This is a genomic window from Bacillus sp. FJAT-27986 (genome assembly GCF_001685035.1).
GTDB lineage: Bacteria > Bacillota > Bacilli > Bacillales > Pradoshiaceae > Pradoshia.
In genome coordinates, this window is record NZ_MAYV01000017.1 from 118,972 (window position 1) to 138,212 (window position 19,241).

Here is a 19,241-nt window from a genome sequence, read left to right on the forward strand (position 1 = left end):
TTTAAACAATAAAAAAACAGGTAAAGGGGCCATTTATTACGACCCTTTACCTGTTTTTTTTACATTGTTTTCATCAATTCTTCCTCTGATTGTTTAACCAATTCTGCTTGTGGGATTTTGGATAGATTAACCCATTTTATGATGGAAGCCACCATAATCACGACACCTAACGCAAGCATGATAATGGATAGAACACCGTTCAATACATTATATCCACCTGCATCCGGATTCAAATAGACATTCTTAATCATCCAGAATCCACCCACATTAACCGTAACATATAGATACGCCAATGGGACTAAGCATGTCAGCATATACCAGCGTTTCTCTGCAATTTTTAAGACAACGGTAGCTCCGACAATCAGTCCGATTGACGCCATCAACTGGTTGGATACTCCAAACAGTGCCCAGACGGAACTGATATCTCCAGAGAATAATAGATATCCCCAAATAAAGCAGGCTAATGCACTGGCAAAAATATTAGCTCCCAGAGAATCTGTTCGTTTCAAAGGTTTAATAAAGTCTCCAAAGAAGTCCTGGATGAGATATCTGGCAACCCTGGTTCCTGAATCAATCGCTGTTAAAATAAATACCGCCTCAAACAGGATTACGAATTGATAAAAATAGGAAGCTAAGTGTTGGAAGAATGGTACACTGGTAAAGATTTCCGTCATACCAACAGCAAGTGTTACTGCTCCACCCGTTCTTCCTTCAAGGTCCATATCTACTGCTTCTTCCAATCTATCTAAATGGACTGTTTCCATTCCCAATGTTGAATAGACTTCAGGTGTAGAGTTAATCGCAAAATAATCTCCAGGTTGAAGGGCAACTGCAGCAATCAATGCCATAATAGCCACTAAACATTCTACTAGCATCGCACCAAAGGCTACACCTTTAATATCGCTCCAACGGCTGACCATTTTCGGAGTAGTACCTGATCCAACAAAAGCATGGAAACCTGAAATGGCACCACAGGCAATTGTGATTGAAATAAACGGCCATACTGGGCCGGCCACAATTGGACCTCCACCGTTAATGAAATCTGGAATAATAGCAGGAAACTCAACTGAAGGGTTAACGATAAATACACCAATGATAAGTGCCGCGAAAACTCCTATTTTCATAAATGTACTTAAATAATCACGTGGTGCAAGCAATAACCAAACAGGAAGTGCAGCAGCGAAAAAGGCATAGACTGGTAATATAATAGCAAGAGTGCTCTTTTCAAGCGTTAAGAAATCGCCTAACCATGTTCCCTGAATTTGTGGACCAAAGAAAATTGCTAGCATAATTAAGATAAATCCAACGGTCGTCGGGACTTTTAAATTCCCTGTCTTTTTATGATAGATTCCCACTAACATCGCAATCGGAATTGTAATCCCTACCGCAAATGTACCCCATGGGTTTCTTTCAAGTGCTCCAAGTACAACCAATGACAAACCTGCCATCGTAATTGTGATAATGAATAGCATGGCCAATCCTGTACAGAATCCTGCTACAGGTCCAAGTTCTTCTTTTGCTACCTCGGATAATGATTTACCATCGCGGCGCATAGAGGCAAAGAGCACTACTGTATCATGAACTGCTCCTCCAATTACTGCCCCAACCAATAGCCAAATCAGACCGGGTAAATAACCAAACTGAGCTGCCAAAATCGGACCAACCAATGGGCCTGCAGCAGCAATGGCTGCAAAATGGTGTCCAAATACTACCCATTTATTTGTTGGCACATAGTCCTGACCATCCTCAAGCTTTTCAGCTGGTGTTGGTTTATCATTGGATAATTTTAACACCTTGGCCGCCATAAATGTCCCATACAAACGATAGGCTATTAAAAGGATACAAATCGAACCAATAACAATTGTAATCGCATTCATTTTTGGTGTTCCCCCTTTTTTGCATACGTATTATATTTTCATATTATCAAATGAAAACACTTACACCTCATTTTCAAAATGAACCGCAAAATAAATGGGATGAATTACAACTTACAACTAATGAATAGCAAATCAATCCTATAATCCTAGTAATTGTTTCAGTTCCTTTACATAGGTTCGACTGACTGGAACCTCGGAACCATCCGACATACGTAAGTTATAGGTTGAATTAAACCATGGTAATATCTCCACGATATGATCGATATTCACAAGATAGCTCCGATGTACCCGAAAGAATTGTGTCCGGGGCAATTTTTTTTCTAATCCAATCAGTGCCTCACTTACTTTATAAAGATGATTAACAGCCCGGATTTTACACTTTCCTTCGTATGATTCTAGGAATACGATATCATTGCATGTAAGCAATATAATTTTTTCTTCTGTCATAACAGCTATTTTTCCCTTACATTGAAGATTACTGGTATCTACTTTTCCAGGCTCCTTTGTGTGTAAATGAAGCTTTTTAACTTTGTCCAGCATTTTATGAATACGTTCTTCACTGAACGGTTTCAAAAGATAATCTACCGCATTTACGTCAAAAGCCTGAAGAGCATACTCGTCATAGGCAGTCGCAAAAACGATAGCTGGAACCGGGTTCAGACCTTCTAGTTTAGCGGCTAAATGTAATCCGTTCTCTCCCGCTAATTCAATATCTAAGAAGACAATATCCGGCTTTAACAGTGGAATATCATGTAATGCATCATCTATACAATCACTCTCACCCAAGATCTCCACTTCTCTGCTTCTTGCTAGTAAATATTTCAATTCGTCCCTGGCTAATGGTTCATCATCCACTACATAGGCTCGTAGCATCCTGCTCGTCACCTCCTTTACTTTCCAGCGGGATTAAGATATTAACAGTGGTGCCCTCACCCACTTTGCTATCAACCTTAAAATGGGCTTGGTTATTATAAATACCTTTTAAGCGTTCACTAATATTAAAAATGGCTGTACCGTTTCCACCGGCTGACGGTACAACCTGCTTGCTCAGACTTTTCAACCTTTCTTCCACAATCCCCTGTCCATTATCCGCAACAATCATTCTCATATAATTGCCATGTGAGCACACTTGTATATTAATTTTCCCAAACTGTTTTCTTTGTGGAAATGCATAATGAATCGCATTCTCTACCAAAGGCTGCAATAAAAATGGGGGAATCAATACATTTTCTAATCCATTCTCTATATCAAAATTAACTTCATATTTATGAGGAAAACGTGTTTGCTCTAAAGATAAATAGGCTTTCACATTTTCCAGCTCTTTTTCTAACGGGATCAGCAACTGTCTGGCTCCCTGTAAATTGCCTCGAAAAAATAAACTTAATTCCAATAGTAGTTTACGAGCTTTATCAGGATCAGTCCGGCATAAGGCAGATATCGTATTTAAACTATTAAATAAGAAGTGTGGATGAATCTGAGCCTGCAGGGCTTTTATCTCAGCATCCTTTAAAAGCCTCGCCTGCCTTTCCGCTTCTGCCAGCTCAAGCTGAGTTGAAAATAAATTAGCCAGCCCCTCTGCTAACTGCTGCTGAACTCTGTCTAATTTATCCGGCTTTGTATAATACAATTTTAAAGTTCCAGAGATTTCCCCCTTCACTTTTAAAGGGAGGACGATGGCAGCTACGAGCGGACAGTCCTTATGCCTGCACTCGATTTCCTCCTTCGATTTGGCTATTGAAACATATCCTGATTCAAGTACTTTTTTAGTCAGCCCAGTACTCGGCTTCACGCCAGGTTTATGATGATCGGAGGCTGCCCCCAAATGTGCAAGAACCAAATGTTCATCCGTGATAGAGACAGCATCTGCATCGGTTAAATTAAGCATAATTTTTGATATTTCTTTGCATGATTGGGTGTTTAAGCCCTGTCGAAAATGCGGAAGAGTCTGGTCCGCAATTAAAAATGCCTGATTGGTTTGATTCGCACGCGCTATCTCCCCATCACGTTTTATAGACTGAACGATCAGCATAAATAATAGTGTTCCGAATCCATTCATGGTGATCATTGGTAAACCGATAAACTGCACGAGGCTCCATGCATGCTCAAGAGGTTTGGCAGTCGCAAGGATAATCACCATTTGCAAAGCTTCGAGGGACATCCCAATTCCTGCAGCAAACAAAGGAGTTATCTGACCCCCGCTCCTTTTTCTTCTGTTGCCTATATACCCTGCCAATATTCCGGCCAGGATGGTAGAAAGGGCGCAGGAAAAGGCTGTAAACCCTCCCAATGTATAACGGTGTATACCGGCTATCAGACCAGCTCCTCCTCCAACAACGGGACCTCCCAATAATCCGCCTATCACAACACCCATCACTCTTGTATTAGCAATGGCACTATCTTCTCCAATAGCTGAAAGCCATCTATTCTCTTCAACCATAGAATGATAAACTTCTATTCCAGTATAATTACTAATAATCCCAAACATGCCGAATAATAGAAATAATTTCAACTGCTCATTTAGATTATGGTCTGGGTGAATGATTTGGCGAAAGGAATTCATTTTAGAAATTAAAAAGGCTACAATGACAATAATGCCTACCTTTTCAAGCATAATTGGGACTAAATCTAACATAGCCATCTCCCCTGGTTAGCGAACTTTCCATCCTCTTCTATAATTGTTAATTCTCCCTTTATTATATTTGAAAAATTAAGAAAAACAAAAAGATAGCCCTTTCATTACTATTGTTATATTAAATGCACACTTCTATTATAGATTCATCCTTTAAATCCCTTGACACAGTTTACAATGAAATTATATTCTTGACTCTGTGACTCTATTAAAATTCATTTTTATTCACAGCTCTGCTCTCCGTTTTGCAATAGCAGCAGTAACGTCTTCTCACTTGAGTAAACGATTTTGTATGTCTTGTTATACGGGGTTCAGAAAGCTTATTAAACTTCAACAAGGAGAATCGTTATGTGGTTTATTTTTTCACTACTAACAGCTTTAGCATGGGGTGGTGCTGACCTATTTTATAAAAAGGGATCAGACAGCAACGACAAGTACAGCCATATTAAAATTATCATCATGGTTGGTCTTGTCATGGGAATTCATGCAACAGCCTATATGATTATAAAAGATATACAGTTCAATCCAATGGAGATGATTCATTATTTACCAGTATCTTCTTTATACATCCTTTCCATGGCATTTGGGTATATTGGTTTGCGCTATATTGAATTGTCTATCGCCTCACCAATACAGAATTCCTCAGGTGTCGTAACAAGCATTCTGCTCTTCATCTTTTTCACTCATGAGCTAAGTATCATTGAAGTACTTGGGATTATCATCATCACTCTTGGGATTGTGGGGATAGCCGTTCTGGAAAAAAGAGCAGAAGATGAAGCTCGTCGACTGAATTCTGAGCATATCGATAAAAAATACCAAATTGGTTTCTTGGCTATTATCTTCCCAATTTTATATTGCATTATTGATGGACTTGCTACATTTGCGGATGCCATCTATCTGGATGAATTGAATCTAATCAGCGAAAATTCAGCTTTACTTGCGTATGAATATACCTTTTTCCTATGCGCTGCCGTATGTTTTATCTATCTTCGCTTTATAAAGAAGGAATCCTTCCATGTATTTAAAGAGCGCGATAAAGGGATAGCAGCTATTTTGGAAACGATTGGTCAATTTTTCTACGTATTTGCCATGGCATCAGGCTATGCAATTATCGCAGCACCATTGATTGCTTCTTACAGTATCTTTTCAATTATCCTGTCACGAATCTTCCTAAAAGAGAAGCTGACTAAAAAACAATACATGATCATCGCAGTTGTTATCTTCGGTATTATCCTGCTGGGGATAGCGGATGAACTCTAAATTTGAATTTGCCTTTTAATAATGTAGATTAAAGACCAAATCCCTTATGGATTTGGTCTTTTTTTCAGAATGAATTGTGCTACTGCTAAGATAAACATGAAAAAGAGAGCTCTCGATTCTGGCCTTCCCCTTAACCTCATTGCCATGCTTATATTTCTAAAGGAAAAAACAAAAAAAGAGAGATACCTAGTACCTTTCTTTACTATTTAATACTTATAGTATGGTTTATCAGAACTGAAGCTTGTTTAGTATCATTAATTGATTGTTCAAAAGCATATGGATTATATATATTTCAAGTAAATCTTGGGCTCTTCCATATGCTTCAACAAATCATTTAATTACATGTACTTAGTTTGACAACATAATAATTTAGTGATAGCATTTTTTTCATAATATTTTTTCAGAATTATGTTAATAAGTTAACATAATCTAATAATTGATAATTTAATATAGCACGCTTTGATCGCTGTGGATAAAACTATGGCGGGAGCAGCTTCTGGAGAGACTGTATTTATACAGCGCCGAAGGATTCACAATCTCAGGCAAAAGGACAGAATGGTAACGATTTTTGTTATTCTTGCCCTTTTAGAGATTGGAGACAACCAATCTCTTTTTTTATTGTCAAATATCAATAGTGAGGTGAGACATAGTATCTAAATAAAGCGAGAAAAATGATAAATATCTATTTTACTAGGTGCCTGTTTTAGACATCTAAGATTAAACGGGGGCATGCAACTTGGCTAAGCAAGAGTTAAAAAGGGATTTAAAAAATCGTCATGTACAATTAATAGCAATTGGGGGCACAATTGGAACCGGCTTATTTTTAGGCTCCGGAAAATCCATTCATTTAGCCGGTCCATCCATCTTATTTTCTTATCTGATTATCGGAGTAGCTCTATTTTTTGTTATGAGAGCACTGGGTGAATTACTTTTATCCAATACAAATCATACATCATTTATCGATTTCGCAGCTGAATATTTGGGTCCATGGGCTGGATTTGTGACTGGCTGGACGTATTGGTTCTGCTGGATTATGACAGCCATGGCTGATATTATCGCTGTTGGTTTATATACACAATACTGGTTTGATATCCCGCAATGGGTGCCTGCCATCATCTGTTTAGTAATTCTATTAGGATTAAATCTATTAACCGTCAAACTGTTTGGTGAGTTGGAATTCTGGTTTGCGATTATTAAAGTCGTCACTATTGTTGCACTAATTGTCGTAGGAATCGTACTGCTTGTGATTGGATTTGAAACAGATAGCGGAACTGTTTCTGTTTCTAACCTTTGGAATCATGGCGGCATGTTCCCGAATGGAATATCAGGGTTCTTACTATCACTGCAAATGGTTGTCTTCTCCTTCGTCGGAGTTGAACTTATTGGTGTATCTGCTGCTGAAACAGCTAATCCACGAAAAAACATTCCATCTGCTATCAACAAAATACCGGTACGGATTTTACTGTTTTATGTAGGTGCCTTATTTGTTATTTTATGCATCAATCCTTGGGATCAATTAAGTGCGACAAGCAGCCCATTTGTAGGTGTCTTCGCCTTAATCGGGATTCCAATGGCGGCAGGTATTATCAACTTTGTTGTATTAACATCGGCAGCCTCTGCTGCAAACAGCGGTTTATTCTCAACCAGCCGGATAATGTACAACTTAAGCAATCATAATGAAGCACCAAAAAAACTTGGCAAATTAAATAAACACCATGTACCGAGCAATGCATTATTAACTTCTACTATTGTAGTTTCTGTCGGTGCACTGCTTAGCAAGCTGATACCAGAGCAGGCCTTTACAATCGTCACAACAATCAGCGCCATCTGTTTCATTTGGGTATGGAGCATTATTTTAATCTCGCATATCAAATATGTAAAAACAAGACCTGATTTAAGAGCTAAATCTACATTCAAAGCTCCATTAACACCAGCTATAAATTATGTAATCCTAGGTATGTTTGCTTTCATACTGATTGTAATGCTCATTGCTGCGGAAACACGCTTAGCAATGCTGCTTACACCATTATGGTTTGTCTTATTGTTCATTTTATATAACTATCATAAAAAGAAGAGATTATGATAATAGAGCAAAAGCAAAAATAATAATGCACTCCAGTTGTTAGATTACACTTAACAATTGGAGTGCATTTTTTTTCTATAGTATTCTGCTTGAGGTTTATTACTTAAGGTTATTGATTGGAATTATTCGTGTTTGTGCATATCGATGACCATACGGCCCTGGATTTTACCTGCTTCCATTTCTTCAAAAATATCATTTACTTCATGCAAGCATCTTGTTTCAACGATTGGCACTACTTTGCCCTCTGCTCCAAATTGGAAAGCCTCTTCTAAATCCTTACGTGTACCAACTAAGGAACCAACGATTTGAATACCATCCAATACGGTTTTCACGATAGCCAAATCCATTGTTTCAGGAGGTAATCCTACTGCAACAACTTTAGCAGTGGCACGAACAGAGTTAACAGCCTGGTTAAAGGCAACTTTGGAAACAGCTGTAACAACTGCAGCATGAGCTCCTCCAACTTTCTCCTGAATCCACTCACCTGCATCTCCATCTGTTAATGGGTTACATACAAGATCTGCTCCTACTTCTTTGGACAATGCCAATTTATCATCATTAATATCCACTGCAATTACTTTTGCATTGAATACATTTTTCGCATATTGGATCGCAAGGTTACCTAATCCACCACAGCCATAGATAGCAATCCATTGACCAGGTTTAATATCAGAAACTTTAATTGCTTTGTAGCAAGTTACCCCTGCACATGTAATACTGCTCGCTTGAGCTGGATCAAGACCTTCAGGTACTTTAACCGCATAGTCCGCTTCTACGATACATTGCTCAGCCATTGCTCCATCAACCGTGAAGCCGGCGTTTTGTACGCTGCGGCAGAAGGTTTCATTTCCCGTCACACAGTATTCGCAAGTTCCGCATCCCTTAAAGAACCAGGCAATGCTGACACGATCTCCTACTTTTAAACTTGTAACGTCGTCTGCAATTTCTTTCACAATGCCGATTCCTTCATGTCCAGGAATTCTTCCCGGAACTGCACCGAAATCACCTTTTGCTACGTGCAAGTCTGTATGACATACTCCGCAATATTCTACATCAACTAAAGCTTGACCGGGTTTTAACTTAGGAAGCTCCTTTTCAACTAATTCTACTTTACCAGGATTCTTTGCACTCACTACAGCTGCTTTCATTCCAATCAATCCTCCGTATGTATATTAACTTGCTCAATGTTTCACATACTTATTATAATTATAATAGTTAGCAAAGTAAATACATATTGAACGATTTTATATATTCAGATTATTAAAATATATACATCTCCAACTAACTTCCACAAATACGACTAAATTACGTGTTTTAGCAGAATTGTATACTCAGAAATGTATAATACACCTCAAAATTCAATACACCACGTGTTGCTTTCTTACTAATAAATCCATAAACACTAAAATGGCCATTCCATTTGAAGAGAAGGCCATTTTAGTTTCTATATATGATTATCATATTTGCATTTGTACAATGATTATTCAGCTTTTACTAATATTTTAATATGATTTCGTTCGTTTAATAAACCTTCAAAGCCTTCTTCAATCACATCATCCAACTTAATTCGTTTGGTAACGAGTTTGTCAGCTGGGAAGTAGCCCTGAGCCATTAAATTGATAACAGCAGGAAATATATCACGGTATCCAATAATACCGTTGATTGTACGTTCTTTCATAACAATATCGTTTGGATGAATAGACGCTTCTTTTTCAAAAATACTAACAATCATCGTTTCACCATTAAATTTAGTTGAATGAATAGCTTGTTTTAAAACAATCGGTACTCCTGTTACTTCATATGAAACGTCAACACCGCCATTTGTCAATTTAGTTAATTGTTCAACGACATCACCCTGATTCGGATCAATAGCAATAGCACCAAGTTCTTCTGCTTTTTGCCTGCGTTGTTCTGATAATTCTACTGCATAAATTTCAGCCGCACCAGCTGCTTTTAACGCTTCAATAACTAATAAACCAATTGGTCCTGTTCCAAATACCGCTGCTTTATCGCCAACTTTAAGTTTACTTTGTTTAACAGCGTGTACAGCAACAGCTGAAGGTTCTACGAGTGCCCCTTGTTCAAATGAAACATTTTCAGGCAGCTTATGTAACATATGTTCCGGTATAGAAGCGTATTCAGAGAATCCTCCACCGCCTCCTGCTAAACCATAAAAGCCCATTAGCTCACATAGATTATATTTTCCTTGTTTACAAGCTTCGCATTTTCCACAGGAGTAGACGGGCTCAACTGTAACACGGTCACCAACTTGGACTCTGGTTACGCCTTCGCCAACCTCTACAACTTGTCCAGAAAATTCATGTCCCATTACAATCGGAGCTTTCTCCTTACTCAATGGGTGTGGCTCTTCGGTTGGGATAAAAATTGGACCGGCTGTATATTCGTGTAAGTCACTTCCACAAATACCGCACCATTCAACTTTAATTTTTGCTTCTCCCTTTTTGGCAGTAGGTTCCTCTAAATTGTCTAACCTTAAATCTTTAGCATTGTACCATCTGAGTGCTTTCATATTGGTCATCTCCTAAAATTTTGTTAGAAACGCATAATACAGAACACTTTTATTATATCATTATATCGATTGACAACAAATTTATTAACTGATTAATCTGAATTATATTTGTTTTTATGACAAACACTTGAACAATAGAAAGGTAATCTTAATAACCCCTAAAAATATCTTAGTCATATATTTGTGTAAAATAACTTAAATATTAAAGGATGACTCCATCACTAAGAGCCATCCTTTAATTCACTAAAAACCAAGTTTTAATTAAAATCCTGCTTACGCTTCAATTCTTTTGCTTAAAAACAACTTAACTTCATCCATACTTGGATAAGAATTCTGTGTACCACGTTTTGTGACACTTAATGCTGCAAAGGCATTAGCCATTTTTATCGATTGGACAATATCCCCATTCTGAATATAATTATAGGCGAAACAGCCGATGAATGCGTCTCCGGCCCCCGTTGTGTCTACAGCATCAACCTTGAATGAATCAACGATTTGCGTTCCTCTATCGGTTATCCACATCACGCCTCGGCTTCCCATCGTCACGATAACATTTTTAACTCCTTTATCTATCAGGCTGACTGCAGCAGCTTTAATTTGCTCAATCGTTGAAACAGGCATGCCAGTCAAGATATCCAGTTCACTTTCATTGGGAACAAAAAAGTCACATTTGCATACATAATTGAAATCCAAATTTTTGGTAGCAGGAGCAGGATTCAGAATAACAGGAATCCCATGCTCGTTCCCAAATTCTATCGCCCGATAAACGGTTTCGAGCGCGATTTCTAACTGAAGAATAATTAAAGAACATATCTTGAGCTTTTCGGCCGCTTTATCGACATCCTCAGGTAAAAGGTACTGATTGGCCCCTTTAATGATTAAAATACGATTTTTGGAATCCGAATCTACAAAGATTGGTGCGACCCCGCTGCTGCTTCCGGGGACCTTATTCGTAAATTCTGTATCAATTCCATAGCGTTTAAGATTTTGAATGGTGTTATCTGCAAAAATGTCATCGCCTACCTTCGTAACCATCATGACCTTGGAGCCCAGTTTTGCAGCTGCCACTGCCTGGTTGGCCCCTTTTCCTCCACACCCCATTGAAAAGCTAGGTGCTTCAAGTGTTTCTCCCTCTTCTGGCATTCTATCAATATAGGAAATTAGATCGACCATATTGGATCCTATCACCGCAATATCCATGCTATTACCACCTTATTTTTCTCTTGCCGACTGAATTAAATATAGATCATTTTTTTTTTGCAGCGCTGCATTTCGGCAGAATAAGAGCGCCCGTATCTGTTGGTTGCTGTTAGTAAAATTAAACAGCCTGTCTCCAATCTCTTGTTCCATTCATGGGTGAATAATTCTCTTTAGATGTAATAGATAACCTGCAAAATTTATCTATCTAGTAACGAGTAATGGAAGACACATTTTTTTCCTATTTCTATACTACACTTATACATCATATTTCTCCTATATTCACAGTCATATTATTTGAAATTTTATTAAATTAGACAAATAATAGTATAGAAAACGCTTCACTGGTGTATTTTTATTCCAAAGTGGCATCAAAACTTTATATTTAAGAGTTTTCAATACGAACATAGGGGAGATATCAACATGATTTATGCAAATCCAAATACAGAAGGCGCAGTTGTGCATTTCAAAGAGAAATACGATAACTTTATCGGCGGAAAATGGGTCGCACCTGTTAAAGGTCAATACTTTGAAAATAAATCTCCGGTAACCGGAGAAGTTTTTACAAAGGCTGCTCGTTCTTCTGCTGAAGATATTGAATTAGCATTAGATGCGGCACATGCAGCAAAAGAAGCTTGGGGGAAAACTTCTACTGCTGAACGTGCACGTATTTTAAATAAAATTGCAGATCGTTTAGAAGAAAACCTGGAAATGCTCGCTGTAGCTGAGACTTGGGATAACGGGAAAGCAGTACGTGAAACATTGAATGCTGATGTTCCTTTGGCAATTGATCACTTCCGTTATTTCGCAAGTGCCATTCGTACACAAGAAGGAAGAACTACTCAATTAGATAATGATACAGTAGCTTACCACTTCCAAGAACCACTTGGTGTTGTTGGTCAAATCATTCCTTGGAATTTCCCAATTCTAATGGCTGTCTGGAAGATTGCCCCGGCATTAGCAGCAGGTAACTGCATCGTATTAAAACCAGCTGAACAAACTCCTGCATCCATTATGGTTCTTGTTGAGTTAATTCAGGATATACTCCCAGCGGGTGTTCTGAACATCGTAAATGGTTTTGGTATTGAAGTAGGAAAACCACTTGCAACAAATCCACGTATTGCGAAGATTGCCTTTACTGGTTCTACAGCAGTGGGACGCCAAATAATGCAATATGCTACTGAAAACATTATTCCTGTCACATTGGAGCTTGGCGGTAAATCACCTAACGTATTCTTTGAAGATGTAATAGACAAAGATGATGAATTTTTAAATAAAGCAATCGAAGGCTTAGTGATGTTTGCTCTAAACTCCGGTGAAATTTGCACATGCCCTTCCCGTGCATTAATCCAGGAATCAATCTATGATAAATTTATGGAACGTGCATTAGAGCGTGTGAAAGCTATTAAGATTGGCAACCCACTTGACACAGAAGTTATGATGGGCGCACAGGCTTCAAATGAACAAAAAGAAAAAATCTTATCCTACATTAAACTCGGCAAAGAAGAAGGTGCTGAATGTTTAATTGGCGGAGAAGAAAATGACCTTGGTGAAGACCTTAAAAATGGTAACTATATTAAACCGACTGTTTTCAAAGGTCATAACAAAATGCGTATATTCCAGGAAGAAATCTTTGGTCCAGTTCTTAGTGTAACGACTTTCAAAGATTTTGACGAAGCAATGGAAATTGCAAATGATACCTTGTACGGATTAGGTGCCGGTGTATGGTCCCGCAGTGGAGATCTTGCTTACCGTGCCGGCCGTGCGATACAAGCTGGTCGTGTATGGACAAACACATATCATCAATATCCAGCAGGTGCTGCTTTCGGCGGTTACAAATTATCCGGTATCGGCCGTGAAAACCATGCTATGATGTTAGATCATTACCAACAAACAAAATGTTTGTTAGTAAGCTATGATAAAAATGCTCAAGGTTTCTTCTAAAAGGAGTGACTCTAAAATGGTAGAACGTGTCGTAGCAACCGAAGAGGCACTTCAATTAATAGATTCATTAAAAAGAACTCACGGCTCTATTATGTTTTACCAATCCGGAGGCTGCTGTGATGGATCTGCTCCCATGTGTTATAAGGAAGATGATTTTAAAACGGGGGATTCTGATGTATACCTCGGTTCCATTGGAGGAGCACCGTTTTATATCCATAAGATGCAATATGAGTACTGGAAACATACTCAATTGATCCTAGATGCTACTGATGGAAGAGGAGCAGCCTTTTCACTTGATAGTATAGAAGATTGTCATTTCATTACGAAATCACGAGTATTCTCTGATGAAGAATATGCAAAACTAAAAAATCAAATAGAAGCCTAAATAAAAATGCCCCAAAGTTATCAATAACTTTGGGGCATTTTCTATTAAACATTATTTATTCTTCTTTATTTATCACACATAATCTAACATTTTTCGACATATTTCTATTAAATAAACAAAATTATAGTCTCTCAATTTTGATTTTTTAGTTAATCTAAAATAAAATGGTATATTGTACTACATCATGCTAAAGGAGAGAGAATTTTTGGTTAAATTAAACAAACAGTCGGGTGTTCCAGGCATTCCGAACACAGGTTTTTTCGGACACCCTAAAGGACTTTTCACATTATTTTTCACAGAGTTTTGGGAACGTTTTTCGTATTATGGAATGCGGGCCATCCTGGTCCTCTACTTATACGCTGAAGTTAGCAAGGGCGGACTGGGGTTTGATCAAACCACAGCCATGTCAATTGCTGCAATCTATGGATCTTTAGTCTATCTATCAGGTATTATCGGTGGATGGGTTGCAGACCGTTTACTTGGGACAAGCAGAACCGTATTCTACGGTGGAGTTTTTATTATGCTTGGTCATGTTGTTCTGGCATTACCGCTCGGGGCTGAAGCCTTTTTTGCCAGTATGTTCTTAATTATCATTGGTACCGGATTGCTAAAACCGAACATTTCCAGTGTTGTTGGTGACTTATATACAAAGGCCGACAATCGCCGGGACTCAGGATTCAGTATCTTCTATATGGGGATTAATTTAGGTGCTTTTATAGCTCCATTTGTTGTAGAAGGATTACGCGGGCATTACGATAGCTACCATGCAGGTTTTTCAGCTGCTGCTGTAGGTATGTTTCTTGGATTAATCGTATTTGTTATTACGAAAAAGAAAAATCTGGGCACCATTGGAACACAGCCACCTAATCCATTAAGCCCTGAAGGCAAAAAGAAATTTGCTCTTTATTTTGGGGTAACAATTGCTCTATTAATTGTCCTTTTCTATGCTCTGATTACAATCGGTTGGCTAACCATTGATCGATTTGTTTTACTCGTAACTATTTTGGCAGTTATTATACCAGTCGTTTACTTTGTTTGGATGTACAAAAGCTCTAAAACAACTGCAGAAGAACAATCAAGATTACTTGCCTATATTCCATTATTCCTGTCAGCAGTTATCTTCTGGGCTATTTATGAACAAGGCTCTAATTTACTGAATATTTATGCTTTAGAACGGACTAATTTAACATTGTTAGGCTTTAAAATCGCACCTGGTGTGCTACAGGCAATGCCTGCCCTCTTCGTGATCATCTTTGCACCAGTTGCAGCTTGGTTATGGATGAAGCTTGGGGATAGACAGCCTTCAACTTCCAGAAAATTTTCAATTGGCTTGCTATTAGCAGGTCTATCATTCATTGTGATGCTTGTACCAGGATACTTAAGTGGCGGTGACTCACTTGTTAGTCCTTATTGGCTCATATTGAGCTACCTAATCGTCACACTTGGAGAGCTTTGTCTATCTCCTGTTGGTTTATCTGCTACAACTAAATTGGCACCTGCTGCATTCTCCGCTCAAACGATGAGCCTATGGTTCCTCGCAAGCGCAGTTGCACAGGCTATAAATGCACAGCTTGTAAAACTTTATAGTACGGAAACGGAACTCCTGTATTTTGGATTAATTGGTGGATTCGCAATTCTATGTTCAATTATTATTTACTTCATCTCACCAACCATCCAAAAATACATGAGAGGCGTTAAATAAGGAAAAAAGATGCCCCTGGTTTTAAAACCGGGGGCATCTTTATGTTCTGAATGTTCTCTGCTATCAGGCAGCGAACAGACAATCACTTTAGCGCTCTCTGTTCACCATATAATTCAATAAGTGCTTTAAAAATGAACTCTTCGGTGAAATCTGTACAATAGCTTCCATAGCATAGCAGTAATGATCCCACATTACTTTACGAGCACCCTCCCTGCCAAGAACTGATACAAATGTAGAATTATTATTCTCTTTGTCCTGTCCGACTGGTTTTCCAAGTAAAAGGTCATCCCCCTCCAGATCAAGCAAGTCATCTTTAATTTGAAATGCGATTCCGGCATGATGGGCGAATTTTTTTAACTTCTCTATCTCGGATTCCCCTACTTGAGCAAGAATGGCAGGCATAATGAGTGATGCCTCAAATGCGATTCCTGTTTTGTAGAAGGAAAGCGTGTTTAATTCCTCTAAAGTCAGCATTTTCCCTTTCGATTCCAAGTCCATTGCCTGCCCTCTGCACATATCCATGGCTACCTGGGATGAATATCGAATTAACTGTAGAACAGACGCAGCATCAAACTGTTTCAGTGATGCTTGTTCCTTCATAGCATTCTGAATAAGATATACTGAAGTTATTTCTGCTATTCCTGTATTATGGACCGTATGCAAGGTAGCACGGCCTCTTCGAATAGGCGCATTATCCTGAGATGGCAGATCATCGAGAATAAGAGATGCCGTATGCATATATTCCAGGGATTTAAGAAGCGGCACAATCGCTGTAGAATCCAGCCCATACTCCCTGACTCCCATCATCCAGGTCACGATTGGCCTTAGCCTCTTTCCATCACCTTCAAGACTGTAATTTGCCGCATCAATGATTGGATCATTCGTCAAAAGTGTAGATTCTAGTTGATTAATAGGCAGATATTGATTAATCTCCTGACGAATGCTCTTTATTGTGTTAGCAAATTCGCTTTCCTCTTGACGATCCTTTCTCAGATTGGAAAGGATATGATCTCGGAGCAATTTATCAAAGAAATCCACATCATCTGCTTTCTGAACCATCGTTTGGATAAGGCGATTAAATGTCGGCATATTTGCTGTTAATAAATTCATCAATTCATCATACTGCTTAGTACCTAATCGTTCTTTATTTCTTTTTAGGCCATTAATTGCTCGATCTAGTATGACCTCACAAGCATGTGGATCAGAATCATATACATGATGAATCAAGTTGAAAATAACCGTCCAATATAATTCGAATGGGTTAATAAGGTCAGGACGCTTATCATGATAGGTTAGATAATACGTATATGGAGTGACCGCTCCTGCATCCATATCATCAAATAAATCCGCAAAGTCATCTGCCAATTGATTGTATATTCCATAGTAAAACGTGCGTTTGTTAAACCCTTCATCCTCTGGTGCACTAATAACAGAACGAACGATCAATCGTGAAGATGATGATTTTAATATGATTGGAATAAACAAATCTTCATTGGTGTAATGTTCATTTGTTAACTCTTTAACTCGGTCTACTTCCTGTGAATGAAAAAACACATACGCCTGGTCGAAAAATATCCTGGAATTTTCAGGGCTTTGGCAACCTTTAATATACTCGAATGCTTCCTTCAGTTCTGAATGAATAAACCGGATAAGTTCTTCATTTTTACCAGACCACTCGTCTATTTCTGGGACTGTCCCATTTATAAGCGTCATTCTAATGATAGTTGAAAACTGCTTTTTCTCCTCATCGGATAAAACATTTGCATCTAGTAAATCATCTATAAAAGGATAGGTCAGACCATAGGAATATCCTAGCCGAATGGCTTCATCAAGTTTCTGTGCCCGTTCCTCCGGGGAAATATCAGAGCCCATCTCTTCCCTAACGTGCATCATAACTCCACCTATGATTTTGATTAATTTACGTTGGGCATTTTCGGCATCCATTCCATTCGGTATAGAGGATGACACGATTCTTAGCTTGTCGAATAGCCAGATGATTGTTGACTCGATATTCTCCTTTTGACCCCATCTGTACAAACCGTGTGTACTAAACAAATCAAACTCACTAGCTTCTTCAAATTTATCTGTAACTATTTGAGAGATGAGCGTATCCACGACTTGTTTGATTTTAGTTTGTGTTTCAGGCTTGTCCAAGGCTTTGCCCAAATCTCTCAGATAGATATATGAAATACTTCGATGAAGATACTGCTCCAGTTTCCCTCTCTTATTCAACCAGCTTATATACTGATGATACTCCTTATTTGTTGTTTTTTTATTTTTATGAGCAAAAAGGGAAGCTAAGGATCGATGACGAATATGATTCTGCTTCCACGATTGAATATCTTTCGTTAATGCATCGATATAGCTCTTTTCAATCACCTGCGCACGCAAGGATTCAAAATACTTTTCAGCCTTCTCTTCAGCCAATACATAACATTTATCACTATTATTTATGACCTTCTCATTCATAAGTTCAACTACCTCTTGTTTTCTTTTGGTTATACAATTTCCTACTCACTTAATACAAAAGTACCATCTTTATAAGCATAAAGCTAAAATAAACAATGTGGTATTTTTGACCTATTTCTCACTGAACGATTATCGCCCCTGACCAACGACTTATTTATATACTCGTCAGGAAAACATACCTTTACTAACTATAAAAATCCCCCTTCAAACTTTGAAAGAGGATTTCTCATGCATGTTTTATAAATAACATTTAATTGATTTTTCAATCCAATAGGTAAATATCGTATTTGGACATCTTTTTTCAAATAATTTCATTTTTAAATACATATCAATCCCATCTGAAACATCATGCCATAAATCCGTAAAAACAAAATCAAATTGACCCTTTGCCATAGATTTTTGAGCATATTCAAAGGCATTAGCTTTAATGATCTTAATCTTTTGATGGTTTTTGAATTGCGGCAATATATACGTTTGGAACAAGTTAATAACGTCTTCATTCATTTCGACTACCGTGATGCTATCAACATTTTCTTTTTCAGAAATCATATAGGTATAATAGCCAAGTCCCAACCCATATGTAAGTACATTTCCAAACGCCTGTTCAATCGGTTCTTTCATGGTTTCAATTTCATTAGGCGTTACTGTCATCCATATTCTTCCGTTTTCCAAAATAGCTGGATACTCAAATTCTGTTTCAAAAAAACCAATTTGCGGGATTTGCCTGCCTTCTTTTGTTTTGACAATATCATTGCATACAAAGCCCTCAAACGGTTTATACTTTTCATATTTCAGTTCACTATTACCAATCTTCAACGTTGGGATCTTGATATTCTTATAATAAGTGTTTTCGTAAAATTCCTTTTCATCCAGTTTAAAAAACATTCCATTAAAGTAATTGTTGAATAGATTCTTATCATCCATCTTATCCACAATATCCAATCCAAAAGCAGACGCTAAAATGACCGCAAACGCATGCTCATAAGATACTCCAAACTGAACAATCTCTTTTATCTCTTCCCCATCAACAAAATCGGGCGCCTTATTTAAATAATTGCTTAGCAATGCGAACACTTTATAATTATCTTCTTTTACTCCATCATTCGGTTTCATTTCTTCACCTGTATTCATTGAGTTATAGTAAAATAATAGCGAAAAAATCGAG

General features: G+C 38.0%; 13 protein-coding genes and 1 riboswitch. Of the genes, 5 read left to right on the top strand and 8 right to left on the bottom strand.

Annotated elements, in window-relative coordinates; all coding sequences use genetic code 11:
• Window positions 1-59 precede the first annotated feature (59 nt).
• The 3 genes from A8L44_RS15090 to A8L44_RS15100 form a co-directional block, all read right to left on the bottom strand.
• Window positions 60-1,877, bottom strand: coding sequence for a carbon starvation CstA family protein (locus tag A8L44_RS15090; RefSeq protein WP_066108168.1), 1,818 nt, complete (start codon window positions 1,875-1,877; stop codon window positions 60-62).
• Between the two features lie 138 nt (window positions 1,878-2,015).
• The gene (locus tag A8L44_RS15095; RefSeq protein WP_066108171.1) at window positions 2,016-2,750 is read right to left on the bottom strand and encodes a LytR/AlgR family response regulator transcription factor; all 735 of its coding nucleotides are present in this window, start codon (window positions 2,748-2,750) and stop codon (window positions 2,016-2,018) included.
• Entirely contained in the window at window positions 2,725-4,509 is a 1,785-nt protein-coding gene (locus tag A8L44_RS15100; RefSeq protein ID WP_066108175.1) for a sensor histidine kinase, read from the bottom strand. Before A8L44_RS15100 ends, A8L44_RS15095 begins: the two co-directional genes overlap by 26 nt.
• 345 nt (window positions 4,510-4,854) lie before the next feature.
• Here A8L44_RS15100 and A8L44_RS15105 point away from each other — a divergent pair, with 345 nt between their 5' ends.
• Complete coding sequence (locus A8L44_RS15105) at window positions 4,855-5,766, top strand: DMT family transporter (protein WP_066108178.1); 912 nt, start codon at window positions 4,855-4,857, stop codon at window positions 5,764-5,766.
• A gap of 486 nt (window positions 5,767-6,252) precedes the next feature.
• A riboswitch (glycine riboswitch) is annotated at window positions 6,253-6,330 on the top strand.
• 172 nt (window positions 6,331-6,502) lie between these two features.
• Window positions 6,503-7,849 carry an amino acid permease gene (locus A8L44_RS15110; RefSeq protein WP_066108180.1) on the top strand — a complete coding sequence of 449 codons (1,347 nt, stop codon included), beginning with the start codon at window positions 6,503-6,505 and terminating at the stop codon, window positions 7,847-7,849.
• A 122-nt stretch (window positions 7,850-7,971) separates the two neighbouring features.
• On the opposite strand, the gene adhP is transcribed toward A8L44_RS15110, so the two are convergent.
• The 3 genes from adhP to rbsK all read right to left on the bottom strand — a co-directional run bounded on the left by adhP (window position 7,972) and on the right by rbsK (window position 11,579).
• Window positions 7,972-8,997: an alcohol dehydrogenase AdhP gene (gene adhP, locus A8L44_RS15115; protein WP_066108183.1), complete on the bottom strand. Its 1,026-nt coding sequence runs from the start codon at window positions 8,995-8,997 to the stop codon at window positions 7,972-7,974.
• Window positions 8,998-9,329: 332 nt separating this feature from the next.
• On the bottom strand, window positions 9,330-10,379 hold the full coding sequence (locus A8L44_RS15120) for a 2,3-butanediol dehydrogenase (RefSeq protein ID WP_066108186.1): 1,050 nt from the start codon (window positions 10,377-10,379) through the stop codon (window positions 9,330-9,332).
• 273 nt (window positions 10,380-10,652) lie between these two features.
• On the bottom strand, window positions 10,653-11,579 hold the full coding sequence (gene rbsK / locus A8L44_RS15125) for a ribokinase (protein ID WP_066108189.1): 927 nt from the start codon (window positions 11,577-11,579) through the stop codon (window positions 10,653-10,655).
• A 420-nt stretch (window positions 11,580-11,999) separates the two neighbouring features.
• On the opposite strand from rbsK, the gene exaC reads away from it, so the two are divergent.
• The 3 genes from exaC (at window position 12,000) to A8L44_RS15140 (ending at window position 15,607) form a co-directional block, all read left to right on the top strand.
• Window positions 12,000-13,520, top strand: a complete 1,521-nt coding sequence (gene exaC, locus A8L44_RS15130) for an acetaldehyde dehydrogenase ExaC (RefSeq protein WP_066108192.1) — start codon at window positions 12,000-12,002, stop codon at window positions 13,518-13,520.
• 16 nt (window positions 13,521-13,536) lie between these two features.
• Window positions 13,537-13,905 carry a DUF779 domain-containing protein gene (locus A8L44_RS15135; RefSeq protein ID WP_066108193.1) on the top strand — a complete coding sequence of 123 codons (369 nt, stop codon included), beginning with the start codon at window positions 13,537-13,539 and terminating at the stop codon, window positions 13,903-13,905.
• Between the two features lie 205 nt (window positions 13,906-14,110).
• Window positions 14,111-15,607, top strand: coding sequence for a peptide MFS transporter (locus tag A8L44_RS15140; RefSeq protein WP_175354309.1), 1,497 nt, complete (start codon window positions 14,111-14,113; stop codon window positions 15,605-15,607).
• 87 nt (window positions 15,608-15,694) lie between these two features.
• Here A8L44_RS15140 and A8L44_RS15145 read toward each other — a convergent pair whose 3' ends face one another.
• Window positions 15,695-18,076: a polyprenyl synthetase family protein gene (locus tag A8L44_RS15145; protein ID WP_066108199.1), complete on the bottom strand. Its 2,382-nt coding sequence runs from the start codon at window positions 18,074-18,076 to the stop codon at window positions 15,695-15,697.
• A gap of 237 nt (window positions 18,077-18,313) precedes the next feature.
• On the bottom strand, window positions 18,314-19,189 hold the full coding sequence (locus tag A8L44_RS15150; protein ID WP_066108201.1) for a hypothetical protein: 876 nt from the start codon (window positions 19,187-19,189) through the stop codon (window positions 18,314-18,316).
• Window positions 19,190-19,241 lie beyond the last annotated feature (52 nt).

Excerpts from the sequence above, each read along its gene's own strand:
- A8L44_RS15090 (WP_066108168.1), bottom strand. The coding sequence starts at position 1,877 with ATGAATGCGATTACAATTGTTATTGGTTCGATTTGTATCCTTTTAATA.
- A8L44_RS15095 (WP_066108171.1), bottom strand. The coding sequence starts at position 2,750 with ATGCTACGAGCCTATGTAGTGGATGATGAACCATTAGCCAGGGACGAA.
- A8L44_RS15100 (WP_066108175.1), bottom strand. The coding sequence starts at position 4,509 with ATGTTAGATTTAGTCCCAATTATGCTTGAAAAGGTAGGCATTATTGTC.
- A8L44_RS15105 (WP_066108178.1), top strand. The coding sequence starts at position 4,855 with ATGTGGTTTATTTTTTCACTACTAACAGCTTTAGCATGGGGTGGTGCT.
- adhP (WP_066108183.1), bottom strand. The coding sequence starts at position 8,997 with ATGAAAGCAGCTGTAGTGAGTGCAAAGAATCCTGGTAAAGTAGAATTA.
- A8L44_RS15120 (WP_066108186.1), bottom strand. The coding sequence starts at position 10,379 with ATGAAAGCACTCAGATGGTACAATGCTAAAGATTTAAGGTTAGACAAT.
- rbsK (WP_066108189.1), bottom strand. The coding sequence starts at position 11,579 with ATGGATATTGCGGTGATAGGATCCAATATGGTCGATCTAATTTCCTAT.
- exaC (WP_066108192.1), top strand. The coding sequence starts at position 12,000 with ATGATTTATGCAAATCCAAATACAGAAGGCGCAGTTGTGCATTTCAAA.
- A8L44_RS15135 (WP_066108193.1), top strand. The coding sequence starts at position 13,537 with ATGGTAGAACGTGTCGTAGCAACCGAAGAGGCACTTCAATTAATAGAT.
- A8L44_RS15145 (WP_066108199.1), bottom strand. The coding sequence starts at position 18,076 with ATGAATGAGAAGGTCATAAATAATAGTGATAAATGTTATGTATTGGCT.
- A8L44_RS15150 (WP_066108201.1), bottom strand. The coding sequence starts at position 19,189 with ATGAAACCGAATGATGGAGTAAAAGAAGATAATTATAAAGTGTTCGCA.